Below are 22,207 nucleotides of genomic sequence, written 5' to 3'. Positions count from 1 at the left end.
GCTTACCAGCCCAAGCAAATTCTTCGAGAATAGCTTATTCATTTTTGGAAGCCTTTAATGTCAAATTTGAACGGCTAAGTGATATCTTAAAGCAATTTGTATACTAACTAGCAATTATCGTCGTCAGAGAATAGCATTACCATGCTGTCACGATAGTTTATTAGTTCCTCTTTTATAATCAAATATGTGATAAAGTAAGCTGAAAATGGAACCGAGCGAATAGTTCCAGAAATTAGGGTGAGTAGAATGCTGCTAGGTAACCGTTACCAAATTATCACTCAGCTGGGACGGGGGGGCTTTGGTACTACTTTCATAGCGATTGATACCCAACGTCCAGGAAATCCCCGGTGTGTTGTTAAGCAGTTTAAACCACTGGCTACTGATCCATTCACCCTACAAGTAGCAAAACGCTTGTTTGACCAAGAAGCAGAAATACTGGAAACTCTGGGAAAGCATGACCAAATCCCGCAGCTGTTGGCTTACTTTGAGGAAAATCAAGAGTTTTATTTAATTCAAGAATTTGTTGAAGGCGAGGATTTAACCCAAGAATTACCTAGCAAGACGCAGCTTAGTGAAGCTGTTGTTATTACGCTGTTAAAGGATATTTTAGAAGTTTTAGCATTTGTCCATCAGCATAAAGTCATCCATAGAGATATCAAACCATCTAATATCCGACGACGGAGATCAGATGGAAAAATTGTACTAATCGACTTTGGAGCAGTCAAACAAGTTAAAGGTTTGCAAGTTAATTCTCAAGGACAGACGTTTTTTACTGTTCCCATTGGTACTCATGGTTATATGCCAAGTGAACAAGCTAAAGGTGATCCGAAGCTTAGCAGCGATATTTATGCAGTGGGAATAATTGGGATCCAAGCACTGACTGGGATAAATCCTGTTCCTCATACTAGTGGTTCACTCCCCACACACCCTAATACTGGTGAAATTGTATGGCGCGATCGCGTTAAGGTTAGCTCTAAGCTAGCAGATGTTGTAGACAAAATGGTGCGCTATGACTACCGCCAACGCTACTTATCAGCAAATGAGGCGCTACAAGCTCTCACACGATTATCGCCAAAACGACGCCCGTGGAAAGTCTTACTTGGGGTTGGAATAGCAGCAGCAATTAGTATTATCATACTACTCGCCTTACATTTCAAAGAGCCAGATAATGTATTAATTTATAAAACTTACGATAATTCCAGTTACGGAATAAAAATAAAATATCCTGAAACTTGGTCTGTACAAAATTTAGAAAATCCTATTACTGGGGAAGTAGTTACATTTTGGTCACCTAAGAAAAGCCAGGAGAACAAAGCTCAAGAAAATTTGACCATCAAAGTGTTGGAGAACTATTCAGGCACTTTAGATCAATCTACTGACTTATTCAAAAGTGAAATTAAGAAAAATTTATCAGATGCTCAGATTATTGAGCAAGGTTCAACAATTCTGGCAAATAAGGCTGCGGGTCAATTAGTTTATACAGGAAAAAATGACGGCAAGAGCTTAAAAAATTTCCAGGTTTGGACGTTAAAAGGTGATAGAGTCTATATTTTAACTTATACGGCAGCAATAGATGATTATAATAAGTTTATGCAAACAGCAGAAGCTATGATTAAATCATTGGAAATTTCAGACTCTTCTAAGTGAAAGGGTGTAGGGAAAATGGATACAACCCCTTGTCGATGACCTAGTTTTCCCTGCTCCCTTGCTCCCTACACCCTATTCATCATTTCGCCCCTAACTCTTGAAGTTGTTGTTGAGCCTGTTTGCTTAAATACGAATCGTTATTTAATTCCAAGACTTTTTTGAAGTCTTCTATAGCCTTATCTTTAATCCCTTTCTTTTTGTAAGCAAGTCCTCGAAGATAGTAAGAGTTAGTGTATCTAGGGCTGAGTTTAATAGCTTGGGTTTCGTCAAAAATTGCACGGTCGTACTCTCCCTTAGCATAGTAAGCCCATCCTCGACCATTGTAAGCTTCGTTAGAGTTAGGATTAAGTTTAATAGCTTGGTTGTGGTCAGCGATCGCGCTGTCATAGTCTCCGTTGTAATAGTATGCATTCCCTCGGTTTTTGTAAGCATTAGCATAGTTAGGATTAGTCCGCAAAAATTGGCTGTAATCCTCAATAGCTCCCTTGTTATCTCCTAGGTTATAGCGGGCAAGACCGCGATTGTAATAGGCTTTATCATACTTGGGATTAAGCTGGATGGTTTGGTTGTAATCCTCAATAGCACCCTTGTTATCTCCGGATTCATAGCGGGCAAGACCGCGATTGTAGTAAGCTTTATCATACTTCGGATCAATCCCCAGGGCTTGGTTATAATCCTCGATTTCTCCCTTCCTGTCTCCTAATTTATAGCGGGCAAGACCTCGGTTATAGTAAGCATCAGGATCTTTAGGATTAATCTGCACGGCTTGGCTGTAATCCTGAATTGCCCCTTGGTTATCTCCTGATTTATAGCGGGCAAGACCTCGGTTATAATAGGCATCTGCATAGTTGGGATTGATCCGTAAAGTTTGGTTGAAATCGTCAATCGCCCCCTTATTATCTCCCGATTTATAGCGGGCAAGACCTCGGTTTAAGAAAGCTTTATCGTAATTCGGATTAATCCGTAGGGCTTGGTTGTTATCGTCAATTGCTCCCTTGTTATCTCCTAAGTGATAGCGGGCAAGTCCTCGGTTCAAGTACGCTTTATCATAGTTGGGATTAATCCGCAAAGCTTGGTTGAAATCATCAATTGCCCCCTTATGATCTCCCAAATTATCACGAGCAAGACCTCGATTCAAATAGGCGTTAGCGTAATTGGGATTAATCCGGAGGGCTTGGGTGTAATCCTCAATTGCCCCTTTCTTATCACCCAATTCATTACGGGAAATAGCTCGGTTATAGTAACCTCTGTAGTAGTTGGGATTAATCAGCAAAGCTTGGTTGTAATCCTCGATTTCCCCTTTTTTGTCTCCTAATTCATAACGGGTAATACCTCGATCAACATAGGCGGCAAGATACTTGGGGTTGAGACGAATTGCTTCGTTGAAAGCAGAGAGCGCACCTGCATAATCTTTTTTCTGATACTTATTTGTACCTTCAATATAAAAGTCGTCAGCTTTTGGTGCTGTTGCTAAGACAGTTTTAGAGGGACGAGATCCTACATCTGGCTGCAATTTTGTTGACTGTTTTAAGAAGGTATTGATCGGAATTCCTAAACTCAAGCCTGTTTTGAAATTCTTGGGATCTTTGTTTGTTCTACCGTGAACTCCCACGAGTTCACCTTTTTCATTGATGACTGGACCACCACTCATCCCCTCTTGAGTATTATTGTCGTAGATTAACGCATACCCATCACGTTGCGAACCGTTGGCCGTAATCTCTCCTGAGACAAAATTAATAACTGGGTTATTAATTGCTGGTGTGGGTGCAATGAACCCAGCAACATAAGCTGTTGTACCTAATGTAACTTCATCTGAGTTCCCTATTTTCGCCACGCTATAATTTTGGTCACTTGTAAACTGCACTAGGGCTAAATCTAGTCCTGGCAGTTGCTTCATACCCTGCTTGTAGTTGATTGTATAGCGGCGACCGTCTTTGGTTTTAACTTCATATGTATCTGGTATGTCTACCACATGAGCGGCTGTCAAAACTGTATAAGTATTGCCTTCTTTCTTGATAATGACTCCTGAACCGTATTTGCTTTTGGAGTTAATTTGGACTGTAATTTCTTGAGCAATCCTAGCGACTTCAGGTTTGGATAGTGCGACAGCAACTTGTGTTTGTACAAGTACAATAGATACCCCAATCAGTGCTGGCGGGAGTACATAATCAAATTTCATTTATTCTCCTATAAGCTTTATTTAAACTGTCTTATTGTCTCGATAGGAACAGCCCAACTAAGGTGAATAATCTGTTGGTGCAAAGCTGGATCAGCTTCTTTGCCATCAGCAAATACTGAGGGGGTATCCCACAAAGGATAGGCGTGCTTTCCATTTACACCCACAACCTGACCGAGACGGTTAATTAGTGGTCCACCGCTCATACCTTTTGCGATCGCGTTAGTGTATCCGACTTGATAACCACCTTTCAAAGCTTTTGGCAACACCAACGACACCTTCCCAGCAGTGAAAGCAAAACCTTTGTCTTGAGATGCGTCTTCCCTAGAAGGAAACCCTCCTGCAAATACCTCATCTTCAACTGCTGGTTTTGCTCCCAAAAAAGAGACAGCATAAACACTTCCCGTACTGCGAAACTGCAATACAGCCAAATCGTTGCCTTGTAAAGACCCCAGATATAACCTGTCTAGATTTTTCGGTAAAGCGGCTTTATATATCCGACCATCCGGAGTTTGAACGCGGTAGGGAGCTTCACCTGCTTGCAACACATGAGCATTTGTCAAGACTGTATAAATAGGGCCTTGTTTTCTCAGAATAATTCCTGAGCCCAAGAAATCACGGGACATAACTTTCACAGTGATCGCTTGAGCCTGGTGCTGTAGCTGTTCTATAGATAGCCGATTTGATGGTTCTTCTGGCTGCGAACTGTTGCAACCAACAGTGTGACATAGGCGCGAAAAATTGACATTTGCTGCCCATGTTGAGAGAGTGATTGATAAACTGCCAAGACAGGCAAACAATGTAAATTTACGCCAATCCATCTAATTTTTAATTTTTAACTTTAAGAGAGACTTAGTATCTGGTTGTGATGGAGTGAAGTACAAGTAAGATTCAAGATCAATACTTAGCGGGTCATTATTTTTATCACCACCCACCTCATCTATTCCGTTTCCGTTTGCCGAATCACTGTTATAAAATAGTTTTCGTGCTGTAGCATTGGCATCGCTGCCACGTTTGAGAGTAAATAACAAAGTGCTACTTGTACAAGGAGATTTTTTTTGAGGAGCAGCACAAACCACTGGTTGTCCTCTGAGAATACCTGCATTGATAAATCTTAGATTGCCGTTGTCAAAATTTCTTTGAAATCTTCGGGATACCTCTTGGCAACGTTTTTCAGGTGTTAGTTTTTCTGAGAAATAATTGTTGGAAAGCCACCGAATCATTGGTACATTCTTCCCGTCCTGAGTGCGAGCAAAGGTTACGGGTAAACCCTGACTATTGTGACCACAGTAAAAAGTAGGAGTTCCTGCATAACTTGGCTGATTCATAATTGCGACTGTGGTAGCAAAGGTACTAAGAGAAGTTATGGCGAAGACTCTCGTAACCTTTGTTAACACTTGACCAAACATCTGCTTGTTCATAGCCGATATCTTAAAAGTTAAATATTGTAATTAAAGAATACACCTAATTCCTCAAAAACACTAATGCAGTTGGATTACAAATAATTACAGTACTCGCTGATACTTCGTTTTTACAAAAATGTTATGAGGCTATGGAACAGTATTTAGCAGAAGCCAGTGTCTTACACAGGGAACCGGCTTTGTAGAGACTTCGTCGTGCTTAAATGAGGTAGTGCGTTGTGCAGGCAATGCTCAACCCGTAGACGACCAGAGGGAGAGCCGCCGTACCTGGATTTATCAAAACGTGAGAAATCCGCCTGTAGGCTGTAGGGGGTAGAGTGTAGGGCGAAAAAGGTTAAGCAAATTCCCTGAACTGGCTCAACCATAGGAAGACACAGGAAATTATTTTTGTCTATCTTAAGTCTGAGATAGGTGAGCGATAGGAATCAATTCTGCTATGTGAAAACAGAGGGGAGGTGGTACTCCCAACGACTGTATAACTGACTGACCAAATCTTCTTTGCTGTAAAAAGGAATTATTATTCTATAATAGAGTTCCAACTGAGTTTTCTCGTAGCGGCAGTGCCTCACTTTTCTAGTAGCCGTAGTGCCCCAAAGATAGAATTAGAGTAGACAGTCGCAGGCTCGTGTAGTTCGTTCGTGTTTTAGTAAACTAGTAATGTTTCAATTAGTCGATTTGAAAATCGTTTATAAGCGGAATTTCATAAATTGCTTGTATACTTTTTTCAAAAATTTCAAAATCTTCATCACTTTAATTCTGTGCGAAAATTGACATTAAATAATGTACTTGACTTTCAAGACCTATGGTGACTTTAATTCTGGGTCAAACTTTAGGTGGGCGCTACCAAATTCTCAAACAACTACGAAAGGGAGGATTTGGGTTTACTTTCTTAGCTGAAGATACGCAACGACCTGGGAACCCTAAGTGCGTTGTTAAACAATTACAACCCATAGTTACTGAATCAAATACTTTAAGGGAGGCACAACGTCTATTTCAGAAAGAAGCAGAAATTCAAGAAACTTTAGGCAATCATGACCAAATCCCGCGACTTTTAGCTCATTTTGAAGAAAATCGCGAGTTTTATTTGGTTCAGGAATTTATTGCTGGTCACGATTTGAGCCAAGAATTACCTTTAGGTAAACAAATGAGTGAGGCTTATGTCAGAAAACTGTTACAGGAAATTCTGGAAGTCTTAGCTTTTGTTCATCAACACGGGGTAATTCATCGGGATATCAAACCGTCAAATATACGACGACGGACAGATGGCAAAATCGTACTTATTGACTTCGGTGCCGTTAAACAAATGGGTAGCCAGGTGCCTAATTTACAGGTTCCATCCCAATCAGCTTTTACTATTGCTATTGGTACTCCTGGTTATCTCCCAAGTGAGCAAGCCAATGGTCAACCACAATTTAGTAGCGATGTTTACGCTGTTGGGATGATTGGGCTTCAAGCTCTTACAGGAGTATATCCAGTTCAGTTACCAAAAGATTTTCATACACATGAAATTATTTGGCGTCATCTTGTCAACGTTAGCCAAGAGCTGGCAGATATTTTAGACACAATGGTACGCTATGATTTTCGTCAGCGTTATCACTCAGCAGATGAAGCGTTACAAGCTTTAGTAGAATTACCTTCTGGTACTTTAAAAGCACCAGATAAAGTAACACCGATTACTACTAGTAGTCCACCGCCCCCAACAACTACGCCCATACAGTCTTCATCACCACCTAGGAAATTGCTAATTGAGCTATCAATAGGAGCAGCAATTTTGACTGGGGTTATATTATTAACTCAAGTTTTTTTTAATCCGAGACAAAGTTTCGTGGGTTATGAAAATCCTAGTTATGGAATCAAGATAAAATATCCTCAAGATTGGGAAATACAAAATATAAACAATCCTATTACTGGGGAGGTTGTTGCATTCATATCACCTGGAAGAAGTAATGCCAATAAGCCACAAGAAAAGCTAACTATCAGCGTTGAAGATTTTTCTGGCACATTAAATGAATTTAGCAATTCCTCTATTCAGGATATAAAAAAACATATGTTAGATGCTAAAATTCTTAATGCTGGTTCAACAACTCTTGCCCGTAAGTCAGCAAATCAACTAGTCTTTATAGGGAAAGATAACCGCACTAAGTTAAAAAATTTGCAGGTTTTTACTTTAAAATCTGATAAGGCTTATGTAATAACTTACACAGCCGAAATAAATAATTATGAAAAATCTTTTCATACCGTAGACGATATGATTAAATCATTTGAAATAGAACCAAATTAAAAATACTCAATAGGGCAATTTGAGTAAGAAAAAATAATTTTAAATTTTTATATTTTAATATTTAAATTTTTATAAAGAAGAATTCAGGAGGAGCCAGAATTCTGCATGAATTCTTTAGAGTGGCGGACGAATATTGGTTTAAAACCTTGTCTACTCGTTACCGAGAAAGGGGTTGAAAATCTCGTTAAAACACTGTCCCTTTAAGGGTGGTGTATTCTGACTTCTGACTCCTGACTCCTGACTCCTTTTTGTAATTTTTAACCTTTGGTTGCCCTGAAAGAGGTTGAAGAGTTCTTATCAAGGCGATAGTTCTTTGATAGTCGTCAGTTCTTCCTTGTTGTCGGAACAGATCGCTTGCTTTCTGCAAATCTGCGATCGCGTGTTCCTTATCGCCCAATTCAGCGTAGGCAGATCCTCGATTACTATAAGCTTGAGCTAAGTTCGGGTCGATCTGCAAAGCCTGGTTATAATCGTCAATAGCTTTTTGGTTGTCTCCTAACTGAGCGCGGGTTAAACCTCGGTTACTGTAGGCTATAGCTAATTTAGGATTAATTCGCAAAGCTTGGCTGTAGTCATCAATAGCTCCCTGTCTGTCTCCTGACTGACTGCGAGCATAAGCTCTGTTATTGTAGGCTACAGCTAATTGAGGATCAAGCTTTAAGGCTTGGGTGTAATCCTCAATAGCTCCCTGTTTGTCTCCCAACTCAGCACGGACCCCTCCTCGGTTGTTGTATGCTAAGGCTAAGTTAGGATCAAGCTTTAGGGCTTGGTTATAATCCTCGAGTGCTTTTTGCTTATCTCCTAATTCAGCACGGGCTAGACCTCGGTTATTATAGGCATTGGCGTAATTTGGATCAAGCTTTAGGGCTTGGTTATAATCCTCAATAGCTTTCTGCTTGTCTCCTAACTGAGCACGAACAGCTCCTCGATTATAGTAAGCCAATACTAAGTTGGGATTAATTTGTAGAGCTTGATTATAATCGTTGATGGCGTCCTGCTTCTCGCCTAACTGAGCGTGAGCAAGCCCCCGATTGTTATAAGCATTGGCATACTTCGGATTGAGGCGAATTGCCGAGCTATAGTCAGTAATGGCTCCTTGGAAATCTCCTTTGTCATACTTACTCCTACCCTGAATCAAGAAATCATCAGCTTTAAAGTCTGTGTATACTACCGCAGGTGCAGAAACTCCCAAAGCTACCCCAACTTTTGGTGACATTCTTACGAAGGTGTTAATGGGAATGCCTAAATAAAAGCCTGTTTTGTCTGATTTCGGATCTTTGTCTTCCCTACCGTGAATTCCTATGACTTCCCCTGATTCATTGAACACTGGCGCACCACTCATACCTTTTTTAGTTTCATTGCTATAAACCAAACCATAGCCTTCGCGCAAGGCTTTAGAGGCATTAGCATTAATAATCCCAGGAACGAACGTGTAGATTGACTTATTAATCGCAAATGTGGGCTCAGGGTATCCAGCTACATAAGCTTTTGTTCCTTCTGTGCTGGTGTCAGAGTTGCCTATCTTAGCAACAGTATAATTTTCCTTACTAGTAAACTCCAATATGGCTAAGTCTACTCCTGGTAAAAGCTTGACTGTGCTGTAGTTGAGGGGATAGCGCTTTTGATCAGGAGTGATAATTTCATATTTATCTGAGTTTTCGACTACATGACCAGCTGTTAAAACTGTATAAGTGTTATCTACATGCTTAATAATCACGCCACAGCCATACCTAGGCGTTTTACTTTCGATTTGCACTATAACTTCTTGAGCAATTTTAGAAATTTCTGGTGCAGATAAAGCTACCGCCATTTGCGTCTGCACAAGAACAATTGATACTTGAATTAATGCTGGTGCAAGTCGAGAATAAAAGTTCATTCGTTCAATAAAATTTATTATGTGGCAACACTTTTTCTATGGGTACAGCCCAACTTAGGTGAATAATTTTTTGATGCAACGCTGGTTCGGCTTCGGAACCATCAGCAAACAAAGAAGGCGCATCCCACAAAGGATATGCATGCATGCCATTTACTCCCACAACAAAACCGCGACGATTTAAAAGTGGTCCTCCGCTCATACCTTTTTGAATATCATTAGTATAGCCAACTTGATATCCCCCTTCCAAAGCTTTGCGCAGTACTAACGACACTTTACCAGTTGTGAACGCAAAGTCTTTTTTCCTAGATCCATCTTCTGTTAAGGTAAACCCAGCGGCATAAACCGACTCTCCCTCTGTTGGGGAAGAACCAATAGATGCTACTTTATAAACAGGCCCAGCGCTGCGGAACTGCAATAAGGCTAAATCATTTTCACCAAAACGATTCGTTTTATACACAGTTGCTAGCCAAATACGATTATCGTTGGTTTGAATGCGATACGGTACTCCTCCCGCTCGCAGTACATGGGCATTAGTTAAAACAGTATAAATGGGTCCTTGCTGTTTTAGTAGAATCCCTGAGCCTAAGACAGTCTGCGACATCACCTTTACAGTGATTGCTTGTGCAGATGAGTGTAGCTGTTGTACAGACAGCTGATTGAGTGGTTTTTGTGGTTGAGTAAGCTTGCCACCACTCACATTTGCTGCCCATGTTGACAGCGTAAGTAATAAGCAGCCAACAGAAGGGACCAGTGTAAATTTAAGCCAATTCATCTAAGGAGTATTACTTGCGTCTTCATTTTCTTGAGATGGTACAAAGTATAAGTATGCCTCAACATCAATGTGAACTGGATCTTTACTGGTATCGCCGCCACTCTGATCAACTCCTTTTCCAGCTGCTAAAGCGCGCCGATCAAATAGCTTACGCGCAACTGCGTCGGGATCACTACCTGGTTTAAGAGTGAATAACAAGGTGTTTTCTTTACAAGCAGCATTTTTTTCAGTAGCAGCACACACAACGGGTTGTTTGTTCAATGTACCTCCTTTGATATATCTTAGAAGACCATTGTCATAGGTGCTCTGAAATCTTCGGGATATTTCCTGACACCGCTGTTGTTGTGACAAACCCTGATTACCGAAATAGTTGGAAACCCAGTTGATCATCGGCAAGTTCTTGCCGTCTTGCGTACGAACAAATGTTGTGAACACACCTTTGTTTTTAGCACACTGGAAGGTTGCGCCTTCCGCATAACTGGGTTGATTAAGGGTTACAGTTGTGCCATACGCGATCGCAACCCCTGTTAATAATTTAACAATTAAAGGGAGTTTCATAAGCCAACCAAGAATTGTTTACGCTTAGATATAAGATATCTAGATATTAATATATCTTATCCAAAGAGAAAATTAAATTCTGTAATAAAACTGATCATAAATACACTTAATCTGTTTGCGTAAATATTAATCTTTGGTTAAGAGAAAGATAATAAAAATTTTTTATACTAGTCAACTAGTTTATAGGTGCCTGTGGAAAATTAATTTAACATTTTGTTGAGACAGATAAGTTTTAATAGGGGGATAGAGAATATGGAACTTTTAATCAAGAATAGGGGTCGATACATTCCTTCATTACGTAACTCCTAACTCCTACCCCCTAACACCTAGCTAAAAAAGGGCAGACTCGGAGTCTACCCAGCAATTTTGAGAGTTTAAGTTGTGAATCTTCTCAGAGCTTAGTAGCGCCTTGAGTATCCGCCACCACTATTGTTTCCACGCCTACCGCCGCCGCCACCAAATGAACCTCTGTCTTCTTTGGGCTTAGCCTTATTAACCTTTAAGTTGCGACCCATCCATTCTGCATTGTCGAGGGCTTCAATCGCTGCTGTTTCTTCAGCTTCTGTTCCCATTTCTACAAATCCAAAGCCTCTCATCCGACCTGTTTCGCGGTCTGTAGGCAGTTGAACATTTTTCACAGTTCCATATTCTGAAAAGACCTGCTTGAGATCTTCTTCCCCGACCTGATAGGATAGATTACCAACATAAATTGACATAGAATATCTCCAGAATCAAATGGCGTAGAGATTTAGATTCGGAGAGACGCTTGTAATATAGATAAGCACAAACTGCATAACCGAATATAACCCCTAATAAGCATAACATGAAATGTATAGTCGGTACTACTTTCTAAATAAAGAGTCATTAACTATTTGATAGTGAAATATTTATGGTAGCTATGCTTAACATTTGATAATATTTTATTCAAAAAAAATATTCTTAAAGAAGGAGTCACTATTCAGACTTCAGGAGTCAGAATCAATTTGGGTGCGTATTTTAGTCCACAAACAATTATAGACATCGTGTGGACAGCGGGAGTTTAAACTCCCATTATCATCCACCGTCTGTAGAGAATTATTCTGAATGCCAGATTCGTGCGCTGGTAAACCGGGGTGCAGAAGTGGTTCCTCCTTTTATGAAGAAGAATTCAGGAGTCAGGAGTCAGGAGTCAGAATGAACTTGTTGGTAAAAACCTCATCCCTTGTGGACGAGATAGGGGTTGAAAATGAGTGCTAAAACACCATCCCTTTATGGGTAGTGTATTCTGACTCCTGTATTCTGACTCCTGACTCCTTTTATTAAATGTACTTTGTTGAGGTGAGTGGAGATGAAGCGCTTGACTTTAGCTATTATGGCAGCTTTTTTGGGTACAGCAGTTTCATTAAGTTTCGGCGAGAGTGCCCTTGCTCAGCCTTACCATCGCGGATACGGTCGACCATACTACCATCGCCAATACCGTCGACCATACTACTATCGTCGGTATCGCCCGCACTATAATCGATACTACCGTAGGTATCGTCGCCCATATTATAATAATCGATACTACCGTGGGTATGACCGTCCATCCTATAATCGATACCATCGTTATTAGAAAAACTTAGCACTCAAGTACGCGCATGTTTTAACCAAGAAGATGTCAACTACTATTCAATAAACTCGCTATCCTAGAGGGAGAGCAAGACGACATTTAAAACATGAGCCTTAAAACATTTCAGTTTAATCTGTCTAATTTCCGCGTTTGGCTCACCCTACTAGCAGTTGTATGGTTGTTGGGGTCATTGGGCTTGGGTTGGTTAGTTAATTCCTTGCTAATTATTGTTGGGTTACTATTGTTGACACCTATTCTTATATTTTTTGGGTTTCGCTGGTGGCTGCAACATAATTTGATTAGCGATCGCTGTCCTGTGTGCGGATACGAATTTAATGGTCTAAACAACACTCAACTGCAGTGTCCTAGCTGTAGCGAACAGTTGTTAGTGCAACAAGGTCATTTTAAACGCTTCGCACCCGAAGGCACAATTGATGTAACGGCGGTGGAAGTTCCAGCTAAACAAGAGGAAGAGTAGTATCAGTAAACAGTCAACAGTTATCAGTGATCAAGATCTATGGAGCGGTGTTAATTGATAAATGCTGCTCTTCCTGATAACTGATCCGCTCACAGAATTGAGCTATCAGTTGTTGGCTGATAACTGATAACTGATAACTGATCCTGGTTACTCAACTCCCGCTTCTTTGTAGCCTGCAACGGCTGCTCTAAGATTACCTTTATATTCTGAGAGAAGGTTTAAACCCTGTTGTTTTTCCAAGCCAGTCCAGTGCATTAAGAGTGCTAACTTTACTGATTTACCGCTCTTTGTTAGTAACGAATCCGCAGCTTCTCGGCTTAAGTCTGTGAGATCTTGCAAAATTCGTAAAGCGCGATCGCGTAGCTTGTCGTTGGTAACCGCCACATCAACCATGCGATTACCATAAACTTTGCCTAGCTTCACCATGACACCGGTGGAAAGAATATTTAAAGCTAGCTTTGTTGCCGTGCCAGCTTTGAGGCGAGTTGAACCAGCTAGTATTTCTGGTCCAGTTAATAGACGAATATCAATATCAGCCTCACATTTCACTTGTGCCACAGGGACACAAGCGATAAAAATAGTAGTAGCTCCTCGCTGACGAGCTGCTTGTAATGCACCATGAACAAATGGTGTTGTTCCACCTGCCGTAATACCGACTACTACATCTAGTTGGGTGATGTGGCGTTGTGCGATCGCAGCTTCTCCATCTTGAGCGCGATCCTCTAAATCTTCTGAACTGCGAACCAAAGCACCAGCACCACCAGCAATAATCCCCTGCACCAATTCCGGCGGAGTACAAAAAGTAGGTGGACATTCAGCAGCGTCTAACACTCCTAATCTTCCACTTGTTCCCGCACCAATATAAAAAAGGCGTCCACCTTGACGTAAACGCTCTGCTGTTGCGTCAATCGCCTCAGCCAATTCAACTTGAGCAGCAGCAACAGCAGCCACAGCCTTTTCATCTTCACGATTAAATAGTTCTACTAATTCGACAGAACTACACTGATCTAAGTTAAGACTATCAGGATTGATCTGCTCAGTTAAAAGGTGTCCACGTTCTTTTAAATTGGTCATGATTGTTTTTTGCGAGGAGGTAGCAGGGGAGCAGTTCTAGAGCAACCCTTCAAGTTTACGGCGGATGCTGTCTAGTTCAGAATTAGAGAGTTCTTGTTTTTCTTGTGACTCTTGGTTGGGCTGCGAGGTTTCCCTACCTGTTTCATCTTTTTTGGCGTCTGGTTGCCAATCGGGTTGTTCAAGATTAAATTCTGGAGGAATCGCTAATTCATTGCTGTTTGTTGGAACAATTTCCCAATTATAGCCAGCTTCCTTGCAAAATAGCTTAATTTCCTCGTCATCCATTGCCTCTACTGTAGGAGAACGGAAATCTTGAGCTTCCAGCATTAAAGCAAAGCGGGTTGCATCGTCCTCTGATTCAAACATGAGAATCTTATCGCGATCGCCCTCCCGAATGGAGTGAATGCCTTCATTGTCGGTTCGAGCATTAAAAAGTAACACAAAGACACGCATGAGTGTAATCTCTTTAACTTAGCTCTATTTATTTTAGGTTTGCTCTATCAAGATTAGCAAACCATAAGCGAATCAATTCAACTTGGAAACGGTAGCCGTCGTTTACTTCTTCAATGAGTTCGCGTTGTAAGAGTAAATTTATACTGGGATGACTTCGCGCGATGTTTCCTGCGTCTTCTGAGGGATCAGCGCGATCGTAAAATTCTTCTAATATAGTTTGACTGCTAACTATAGCGCCTTCTCCTTGTGCTGCGATAAAGCGCAAGATAGCTAGTCCATCAGCATCTACTTGGTTGTTTTGAATATCAGCGAAGAAAAAGCCGCCACTGCTTAAAGCGTGTGGTATTGCTGCTTCCACATCTGCTAAATTTGCTAATCGGCGGATAGATGGATCTTGTTCGTTTTTAAGAGCAACGATTTCTCCACAGAGCAGTTGTACTAAGAAAGGGTGACAACGGGTGAGTTGCAACACTCGTTCAACTGCGTCTGGTTCGTAGCGTAGGGTAAAATCTTCAACAGGGCGCTCAATTAACGAACGCGCTTCTGCTTCCTGTAAGTAACTGATATGTACAATTTGGACATTGATCAGATAGCTAGACCAGCGCTGATATTCTGCTAGAGTATGAGAGCCTGATAGCAGAACTTTAAAGCGCGGACGATGTTGTATGAGGTTACGCAGCATACCCAAAATATCTTGCTCATCAAAGCGTCCTTTAGCTATGGCACTATCTAGAACCTCAAACTCATCCAGCATTAGTAGGGCTGTATTTTGTTCCAATGTTTGCTCTACTTGATCCAACCATTCATAAAAGCAAGTAAAGGGATCATTTGCTAGCGCTTCGCGAGTTAAGGATTGTAATTTTAAACCACCTAGCTTTTTTGTTGAATTCACCATCTCTTTAGCAAGGTTGTAGAGAAAACCTGCGTGGTCACTTGCTGATGAAGGTGCGCCTTGTAAATCTACAAACATCGGGATGATGGTGTTAGGCAGTAAGCGTCCTAAGTTATAGAGTAGAGACGTTTTGCCCATGCGTCGCTGACCATAGAGTAACAACGGTGGACGGCGTTGATCTAAAAGTAATTGCTCAATGCGTGTACCAATGTCATCGCGCCCAGTGAAGATTTCTTGTTCTTGTGTGAGGGGTACACCAATAATATAAGGAGAGTCAATTTCTTGGCGCAGTTCAACAGCTTTTGCTAGTTCATCTACATAGTTGGCTATGATATGATGCCAAGTTTGGGCTATTGGGTAGAAACGAGGAGCGTATTTATTGCTGCTGCGAGTTAAGTCCTGTAGCTGTCCATATAAACGATCTATCACAGCCCTGAGTGCTAGACGCTGATTATAGGAACTTTTTTGATTTAGCGCAGCGTCAACATCTTCACTTATGCGGCTAAAGATACGTAGTAAAGGGCTAGCTGGGTTTTCTAGTTCATCAACTACCAATCTGGGGTGAACTTTACGGATAGTTTCTAAATTTTCACACCGTTCTAAACTTCGTGCATCCAACTCAATTTGTGCAGATTGAACAGCCCAACGTTGTTTACTGTTACTCAAATAATCAATAGCTGCTTTTCCTTCAACTGGGTAATGCTCTATGACCCAAAGTAAATGCTTATCCAAGCCGCTTAACGGTAGATACTGCCACTCATCCCAAAAAGCAGAGTTCCTGCATAACAAACTCTGCCGCCTACCCATGCGCCTTTTGTCTAATTGATAAAGGACCATATTCCATAATTGCAGGAATGGATAAAACATCACGGGTCGCCAGGAATTAATTGTCATACCCACGCCTAGCGCCACGCCTGCCGCCACGCCAAACGCCACGCCTTCCGCCACGCCAAACGCCACGCCTGCCGCCACGCCTGCCGCCACGCCTACCGCCACGCCTGCCGCCACGCCTTCCGCCACGCCAAACGCCACGCCTGCCGCCACGCCTAGCGCCACGCCTCCCGCCACGCCTTCCGCCACGCCTAGCGCCACGCCTAGCGCCACGCCTAGCGCCACGCCTCCCGCCACGCCTCCCGCCACGCCTCTCGCCACGCCTCTCGCCACGCCTCCCACCACGCCTCCCGCCATCCCTCCCGCCACGGCTCCCTTCACGCCTACCGCCACGCGAGGAATTATATTTGCAAGCGATTCACCCAATGCCCACAGCACCAAACCCAAGATTAAATTAGCCAAAATAGGTAAAATAAAATATCCCTGTACTACCATTCGCCACAAACGAGGGTTCCGCCATCGCCCTCGCCCTACAAAAAAAATCAGAGATGAATCACTGTCTAAATCGGGAGCAATGCGCTTGAGGTGATTACGCCATGCTGTGGGACGGAAAAAAAGCCAGAAGAGTAATTGTAGGCTACCCAGTATTAAGTTAGGGTGCTGCTCTGGTGCATAGGTATAGACGTTGTGCGGTAATTGGCTAGGCATTTAATTTACCTCACCTCGGCTAATAGAATTACTTAAGAGTTTGCACATCGGGATATGCCAGAATTTTTGCGTCCATTGTGAGTAAGGGACACCCATAAATTCTTGCTGTAGCAACAATGATTTGGTCAGATGGGTCGCGGTGAAACCCTGTTAGTTTGGTAGACTCAACAATTATTGGAATCGTGAGATCGAGTCGTTGTACTCCTGGATAAGCCAAAGCTGCTGCTAACCACTCATCAACTGGAATGGAAAGAGTAAGCTTATTGATTTCAACTAGTTTAGCAACTTCCCAACAAGAAATAATGCTCACTCCCAATCCTTTAGATTGATATTCTTCTATCCAATTTCGATATTTCTCAGTTAGTCGAGGATGATTAGCAACCCACCAAATCCATATATGGGTGTCTAGTATGATCATTGCAGTAATTCCCAATCCTCAATAGGTACAGCAGGTTCAAATGGGTCATCATAACGAATAACTGTACCATGTAGAGGCTTTTGTAAAACGCTTCTCATAGTCTTGTTAACCAAATTCAGATAATCATTTAATTCTTCATATTCATCCAACTCTTTTTCTTCTTCAGAAGTAAGAGTAGATTTTTTTTGTTTAGCTATTAACGTTTCAATTTTCTCTTGTAATGGACTAGAAGCCCGAAATATCGGTAATCCTTCTGCTAATTCAATGCGGACAGCACCATCTAGAGGTAAACTTTTTGGTAAGCTGTTGAGTTTTAGGGGTAGATTAGTCGTCATGGCTTTTATCTAGGTTTTGACTTAAACATTAATAGCGCTAAAGCGAGCCAGTGCGTTGGACTGGTTTCCCAGCTTAAAGGATTTGGCGGTACAACTACGAACCAATTACAGAGATTTCATATCTGACATCTTGCACCCCGGCTGAATCAGCCCGATATCCCGCCCAGAACTTAAGTTCCGGGCTAATAGGTTAAGTCCATTGAAATGGACTGAAATCCTTGATCAGTCCTCTTAAGAGGACTTTAGCTATCAGCCAGCGATTTAAATCGCTGGCTGGCTGGCTGATAGCCCAGGTGCAAGATATCAGATATTTCATTATATAGTTGTAAATTCACCCACGTACTTAACTTTAAAGTTCTAATTGTAATTGACACTGCTGGAAAACATAGTTAACTGCTGCAAATAGCCGTTCTAATTCTTGAATTGTATAGAAAGTTTTATTTTGAGTAAAAACATCTAAATTCAACTTACTAAACTGCCATATAGCGCCATTAGAAACAATACCAAATATGATTTGTTCTGGCTGATTATTAAGACGCTGAACTGCGACCATTTCGGCAAAACACTGACCCCAGCCTTCGGTAAAGTCACTCTCTTTTTTAGCTTCAACTAGTACGAAATATGGTTTGTCGAAAACGACTGTCCCAAGAGGAGAACGCTTTGCCAAAATATAATCAGGAATCCCGCACAATTTTTCGTCATAAATCAATGTTTGGTGACTCCATACCAAAAAATTTCTTCGGTAGTGTTTCCAAACCTCTTTTAAAACAGGATATATAATATTTTCACAAACAGCTATTTCTGAATTATCAAAAACCCCCTCATTGAAAATCAAATCTAATTCTTCTCGAAAAACATCACTAATAGGAAATTCAATTTCAACAATGAAATCATCACGCACATACTTAATTTGAAATTCCTTAGAAACAGCGCTAATACTCTTGTAACTACTAAAAGGCATTTTTTACTTTTCCCTTTCTGTCTCTAACAAATGAGCAAATGGTTCTATCTGTCGTAACCCCTCCTCACGCCAATCTTCATTTGTTTCACCCTCTTCTAAAGTAAACAATTTTTCGAGACAAAGAATTTGCAGCAGCAGTGGTAAGCATTGACTGCGATTGAGAATCCACTCTACATCCTCATCAGGAAAAGGAATTGGCGAACTAGCTATTAATTCCTGCGCTTCATCCTGTGTTAATGCGCCTAGAGTCGCAGTGTAGCCGAAAATATTGAAAAAGGGTGAACTATGCCCAGTGTTGTGAGCAAGTTCAATGGGTGATTCATGGGTTGCTAAGATAAACGCTAAGTTTCCCCTTGTATGGTTGGTTGCTAATGAACGCAAACTATCCCAGAAACTATCGTCTAGTTCTGGACAGCGTTGTAAACCAACGCCAATCTCGTCTAGTAAAATGACTGTAGGCGATCGCAACTCATCACTCACCACATCCATAAACTCATCTAAACTACCAGCGTTTGCGACTTTTAGATTCAGGCATTCTAGAATATAGCTAAGTAACCTCTCTTTACTTGCCATGCGAGGATCTTGAAAATCTACAAATATCCACTTGTAGTTTTCTGGATTTGGTAGCCAATCATATTTTTGTCCAGGACGTAATTGTTCTGGTGGGGTGATGGTGATATTTTTGAGGTAGTGCAGTAGCGAGGTTTTGCCAATACGCCTTTTGCCGATAATAGCAGCGTTTTGCAGAGGATGACGTTTGAGCAGATTGAATAAGCGTTTGAGTTCCTTCTCTCGCCCAAAAAAGTAACGCGGATGGGTAACAGGGGAACCAGTGATGAAGGGTGAAGGGTTCTCGTTTGGGGGGATTAATTGAGTTTCTGGCTCTTGATAAGCAATAGAACGCCAATCTAAACCTAGTTTCTCACAAATTTCGACAAAATTCAAATAATCAACAGGCTTACCACTCAGGAAGCTTTTGACTGTTGATTCAGATAACCCTACGTCTACAGCTAAAGCTTTCTGGCTGGGATAGCTATTACGCTGAAGTGCTGACCTAACTTTTTGAATGTACTCTGGGGCAACTTTGAGCGATCGCGCCATTGGTCTTAATTGACAACTGGTGATATTTTATATCAATTGCACGATCTTTCTTCGTACACTATGTCGTTAATGAAATCAATGCGGTCTTTGTTGTTTATCTTATTCCGTTCTAGTCCGCGTTCCTAAGCAGCTAGTTGCTGATTCTGAACTGTGTGATTGTGGAAGGTAACAGGGTAGTTACAACAATTGGAAATTCTCGCGAGTGATTTTTCATTGCTATATGGTTATCAAAAATATGTCTAAAATGGAAACATGGTTAAGTTTCAGATGATCTTTTAGTAATTATTCAGGAGATAACACAATGCAAAGTATAAAAGCTATTTATGAAAATGGTGTATTTCGACCACTAGAAAAACCTAATCTAAATGAAGGCGAATCTGTCCAAATAACGGTTGAATATACTACTCGGTCTAATCCAGAAAAAATTCTAAAACTTGCTGCTGACGTATATGAGGGATTGTCGCCAGCAGATATTGACGAAATTGAAGAAATCGCTCTGCAACGAAACAATTTTTTTGCTGCCCAAACTGAACAATGAATCAAGGAGAAGTTCTTTTAGACACTGATACTTTATCAGCTATCATGCGTCAAAATACGCTTGTTATTGCTAAAGCTCAAGCGTATTTAGAGCAATATGATAAATTCACATTTTCTATTATTACTCGCTATGAAATTCTACGAGGACTAAAAGCAAAAGGCGCTAATAAACAAATTCAAGCTTTTGAACAGTTTTGTGGTGATAACATTATTATTCCTTTAACTGATGAGATAATTGTCCAAGCTTCTGATATTTATGCCGAACTCAGAAAAAAAGGAACTCCCATTGGGGATGCTGATATTTTGATAGCTGCTTCAGCAATGGTTAATCACATGGCTGTAGTTACCAATAATCAATCCCATTTTGGTCATATTGTTGGACTAACTATACATAACTGGTTAGTTTAAATAATTCCCGTGCTTACAGACATGTTAGACAAAGACTAGCTAGGAAAGGGAATATGGCTGTCATCACAATTAAAATTACGGATCAGCAACTCCAAAAATTGCAGGGATTGGCGCAAACGTTGGGTATCTCGATTGAAGAATTGTTATCTGCTTCTCTAGAAAATCTGTTAAACTCTCCAAAACATGAGTTTAACCAAGCTGCTAGCTACGTACTGCAAAAAAATGCTGAACTTTACCGCCGATTAGGAATATAAAATGCGCGATCGCGAAGCGCGGCTACACCGATGGCAAAGTTCTTACTTTCCATCTTGCTGAACTCATCGAGTTAGGGTAGAAGTTGATCCGCAACAAGTAAACACAGGAAAATTGAAAGTGCATTAGGGATGGATAGCAAGGAAAAGTAAACCCGGTAAAATAATTGTAGTCGAGAGGAATTAATTATGACAGCCTTAACCTTACAATTACCTCTGGCGCTAAAATTTACTGACGACGAATTTGAGCAGCTTGTAGCTGTTAATCAAGAATTAAGACTAGAATTAACATCATCAGGAGAATTGGTTATTATGTCTCCGACGGGGGGAGAAACGGGAAACCGCAATTTTGATTTACTGGGTCAAATATGGTTGTGGAATAGTCAAAAGAATTTAGGCAAAGCTTTTGATTCTTCTACAGGTTTTAAACTTCCTAATGGTGCGATACGTTCTCCTGATGCGTCTTGGATAAAGCAGGAAAGATGGGATAAATTAACATTGCAGCAAAGAAAGAAGTATTTACCTTTATGTCCAGATTTTGCGGTAGAGTTAGTTTCTGAAACTGATGATATGGAAGATACGCGAGCCAAGATGCGGGAATATATTGATAATGGTTTGCGTTTAGGTTGGTTGATTAATCCTAAAGATAAGCAGGTGGAGATTTATCGTTGTAATCGAGAAGTAGAAGTTTTAAATTCTCCGACTAGTTTATCGGGTGAGGATGTTTTGGCAGGCTTTGTTTTGGATTTGGCTAATGTTTTAGGGTGAAGAATTAGAAATTATTTTAAATGTAGTGCGGGCATCTTGCCCGCTACGACTAGATGAGAGTAGTAGTAGTGGTAGTGGTAGGTTGGGTTGTAGCTTGCTTCCCCGTAGGGGTACGAAGTGAAACCCAACGAAATGCTAAAGATGTTGGGTTTCGTCCCTCAACCCAACCTACGCAATTTTATACTTTAGGCTAGATGAGAGTAGAGATCGATTCGCCAAAGGCTGAAATCTGAGATGGTTTAGCTTTATGTAATTAATTAAGTACTTAATTCACCTACAAGTCAACTATTTCTCTACCTGGATTTCAACTATTGCCCCAATTTAATGAAATTGTAGAGTTCATTGCAGGGGCAAGTACGATGGATAATCACAATAAATCTACTCATCCAGTTGATCAAGAAAGACTTCGCCAAGCTCGTGTAGCTTTCAAACTTGCTTATACATTTTTAGCGATGACTGTCATTACAGGGGTTGCAAGTCTTGTGCTAATTTTTTCGGGAAAAGTTTCAGAGGGAAAAGTTGCGGCGTCTGAAGTTCAGATTTATGGGAGCATTAGTGTGTTGTTGCTAAAATCTGCTAAGGATGCTGGAAAGAGAGCTGATGGAGATAAGTAAGTTAGCATTCTTGGTTTGTAGTTGCACTTTAGTGCGCTAAAGCGCAACTACAAACTAAG

The 22,207-nt window shown here is 41.0% G+C and carries 23 protein-coding genes; 9 read left to right on the top strand and 14 right to left on the bottom strand.

What is annotated here, in order from left to right:
• Window positions 1-246 precede the first annotated feature (246 nt).
• Window positions 247-1,647 (top strand): protein kinase domain-containing protein, encoded by a 1,401-nt coding sequence (locus tag G4P69_RS08875; RefSeq protein WP_310833933.1) that lies wholly within the window; start codon window positions 247-249, stop codon window positions 1,645-1,647.
• Between the two features lie 79 nt (window positions 1,648-1,726).
• Here G4P69_RS08875 and G4P69_RS08870 read toward each other — a convergent pair whose 3' ends face one another.
• From G4P69_RS08870 to G4P69_RS08860, 3 genes are read right to left on the bottom strand one after another with little or no spacing between them, the layout of a single operon-like run.
• A complete protein-coding gene (locus G4P69_RS08870; protein WP_208349408.1) occupies window positions 1,727-3,826 on the bottom strand; it encodes a serine protease in 2,100 nt (699 codons plus the stop codon).
• 17 nt (window positions 3,827-3,843) lie between these two features.
• Window positions 3,844-4,644 carry a S1 family peptidase gene (locus tag G4P69_RS08865; protein WP_208344244.1) on the bottom strand — a complete coding sequence of 267 codons (801 nt, stop codon included), beginning with the start codon at window positions 4,642-4,644 and terminating at the stop codon, window positions 3,844-3,846.
• Complete coding sequence (locus G4P69_RS08860) at window positions 4,645-5,244, bottom strand: COP23 domain-containing protein (RefSeq protein WP_243902578.1); 600 nt, start codon at window positions 5,242-5,244, stop codon at window positions 4,645-4,647.
• A gap of 802 nt (window positions 5,245-6,046) precedes the next feature.
• On the opposite strand from G4P69_RS08860, the gene G4P69_RS08855 reads away from it, so the two are divergent.
• Window positions 6,047-7,525 carry a serine/threonine-protein kinase gene (locus G4P69_RS08855; RefSeq protein WP_243902579.1) on the top strand — a complete coding sequence of 493 codons (1,479 nt, stop codon included), beginning with the start codon at window positions 6,047-6,049 and terminating at the stop codon, window positions 7,523-7,525.
• A 184-nt stretch (window positions 7,526-7,709) separates the two neighbouring features.
• Here the strand turns inward: G4P69_RS08855 and G4P69_RS08850 are convergent, their stop codons facing one another.
• The 4 genes from G4P69_RS08850 to G4P69_RS08835 all read right to left on the bottom strand — a co-directional run bounded on the left by G4P69_RS08850 (window position 7,710) and on the right by G4P69_RS08835 (window position 11,447).
• The gene (locus G4P69_RS08850; RefSeq protein WP_208349407.1) at window positions 7,710-9,401 is read right to left on the bottom strand and encodes a tetratricopeptide repeat-containing S1 family peptidase; all 1,692 of its coding nucleotides are present in this window, start codon (window positions 9,399-9,401) and stop codon (window positions 7,710-7,712) included.
• 4 nt (window positions 9,402-9,405) lie between these two features.
• Entirely contained in the window at window positions 9,406-10,173 is a 768-nt protein-coding gene (locus G4P69_RS08845) for a S1 family peptidase (RefSeq protein ID WP_208344246.1), read from the bottom strand.
• Entirely contained in the window at window positions 10,174-10,731 is a 558-nt protein-coding gene (locus tag G4P69_RS08840) for a COP23 domain-containing protein (protein ID WP_208344247.1), read from the bottom strand.
• Window positions 10,732-11,129: 398 nt separating this feature from the next.
• The gene (locus tag G4P69_RS08835) at window positions 11,130-11,447 is read right to left on the bottom strand and encodes an RNA recognition motif domain-containing protein (protein WP_208344248.1); all 318 of its coding nucleotides are present in this window, start codon (window positions 11,445-11,447) and stop codon (window positions 11,130-11,132) included.
• A gap of 611 nt (window positions 11,448-12,058) precedes the next feature.
• Here G4P69_RS08835 and G4P69_RS08830 point away from each other — a divergent pair.
• Together G4P69_RS08830 and G4P69_RS08825 are read left to right on the top strand one after the other, a co-directional pair.
• Window positions 12,059-12,322, top strand: a complete 264-nt coding sequence (locus G4P69_RS08830; protein WP_208344249.1) for a hypothetical protein — start codon at window positions 12,059-12,061, stop codon at window positions 12,320-12,322.
• A gap of 103 nt (window positions 12,323-12,425) precedes the next feature.
• On the top strand, window positions 12,426-12,797 hold the full coding sequence (locus G4P69_RS08825; protein ID WP_208349405.1) for a hypothetical protein: 372 nt from the start codon (window positions 12,426-12,428) through the stop codon (window positions 12,795-12,797).
• 147 nt (window positions 12,798-12,944) lie between these two features.
• Here the strand turns inward: G4P69_RS08825 and murQ are convergent, their stop codons facing one another.
• From murQ to G4P69_RS08790, 7 genes are all read right to left on the bottom strand, one after another.
• Window positions 12,945-13,871, bottom strand: coding sequence for an N-acetylmuramic acid 6-phosphate etherase (murQ, locus tag G4P69_RS08820; RefSeq protein ID WP_208344251.1), 927 nt, complete (start codon window positions 13,869-13,871; stop codon window positions 12,945-12,947).
• Window positions 13,872-13,907: 36 nt separating this feature from the next.
• Window positions 13,908-14,324: a DUF3110 domain-containing protein gene (locus G4P69_RS08815; RefSeq protein WP_208344252.1), complete on the bottom strand. Its 417-nt coding sequence runs from the start codon at window positions 14,322-14,324 to the stop codon at window positions 13,908-13,910.
• A 28-nt stretch (window positions 14,325-14,352) separates the two neighbouring features.
• Window positions 14,353-16,755, bottom strand: coding sequence for an AAA family ATPase (locus G4P69_RS08810; RefSeq protein WP_208349402.1), 2,403 nt, complete (start codon window positions 16,753-16,755; stop codon window positions 14,353-14,355).
• Between the two features lie 28 nt (window positions 16,756-16,783).
• Entirely contained in the window at window positions 16,784-17,173 is a 390-nt protein-coding gene (locus G4P69_RS08805) for a type II toxin-antitoxin system VapC family toxin (protein WP_208346073.1), read from the bottom strand.
• Window positions 17,170-17,508 (bottom strand): hypothetical protein, encoded by a 339-nt coding sequence (locus G4P69_RS08800; protein ID WP_310833931.1) that lies wholly within the window; start codon window positions 17,506-17,508, stop codon window positions 17,170-17,172. The genes G4P69_RS08805 and G4P69_RS08800 overlap by 4 nt, the downstream gene beginning before the upstream one ends.
• Before the next feature lie 349 nt (window positions 17,509-17,857).
• Window positions 17,858-18,469 carry a hypothetical protein gene (locus G4P69_RS08795; protein ID WP_208349400.1) on the bottom strand — a complete coding sequence of 204 codons (612 nt, stop codon included), beginning with the start codon at window positions 18,467-18,469 and terminating at the stop codon, window positions 17,858-17,860.
• A gap of 3 nt (window positions 18,470-18,472) precedes the next feature.
• Window positions 18,473-19,570 (bottom strand): TniB family NTP-binding protein, encoded by a 1,098-nt coding sequence (locus G4P69_RS08790; RefSeq protein ID WP_208349394.1) that lies wholly within the window; start codon window positions 19,568-19,570, stop codon window positions 18,473-18,475.
• 301 nt (window positions 19,571-19,871) lie between these two features.
• On the opposite strand from G4P69_RS08790, the gene G4P69_RS08785 reads away from it, so the two are divergent.
• The 5 genes from G4P69_RS08785 to G4P69_RS08765 all read left to right on the top strand — a co-directional run bounded on the left by G4P69_RS08785 (window position 19,872) and on the right by G4P69_RS08765 (window position 22,148).
• Window positions 19,872-20,108 (top strand): antitoxin family protein, encoded by a 237-nt coding sequence (locus G4P69_RS08785; protein ID WP_208349393.1) that lies wholly within the window; start codon window positions 19,872-19,874, stop codon window positions 20,106-20,108.
• A complete protein-coding gene (locus G4P69_RS08780) occupies window positions 20,105-20,515 on the top strand; it encodes a type II toxin-antitoxin system VapC family toxin (protein ID WP_208349391.1) in 411 nt (136 codons plus the stop codon). The genes G4P69_RS08785 and G4P69_RS08780 overlap by 4 nt, the downstream gene beginning before the upstream one ends.
• Window positions 20,516-20,568: 53 nt before the next feature.
• Window positions 20,569-20,769 (top strand): DNA-binding protein, encoded by a 201-nt coding sequence (locus tag G4P69_RS08775; RefSeq protein WP_208349388.1) that lies wholly within the window; start codon window positions 20,569-20,571, stop codon window positions 20,767-20,769.
• Between the two features lie 186 nt (window positions 20,770-20,955).
• Complete coding sequence (locus tag G4P69_RS08770; protein WP_208349387.1) at window positions 20,956-21,534, top strand: Uma2 family endonuclease; 579 nt, start codon at window positions 20,956-20,958, stop codon at window positions 21,532-21,534.
• Window positions 21,535-21,893: 359 nt separating this feature from the next.
• Window positions 21,894-22,148 carry a TRADD-N-associated membrane domain-containing protein gene (locus tag G4P69_RS08765; RefSeq protein ID WP_208344389.1) on the top strand — a complete coding sequence of 85 codons (255 nt, stop codon included), beginning with the start codon at window positions 21,894-21,896 and terminating at the stop codon, window positions 22,146-22,148.
• Window positions 22,149-22,207: the final 59 nt, after the last annotated feature.

This window comes from Aetokthonos hydrillicola CCALA 1050, from assembly GCF_017591665.1.
Lineage (GTDB): Bacteria > Cyanobacteriota > Cyanobacteriia > Cyanobacteriales > Nostocaceae > Aetokthonos > Aetokthonos hydrillicola.
Note: the sequence above shows the minus strand (reverse complement) of the source record. Positions and strands in the feature narration are given on the sequence as shown.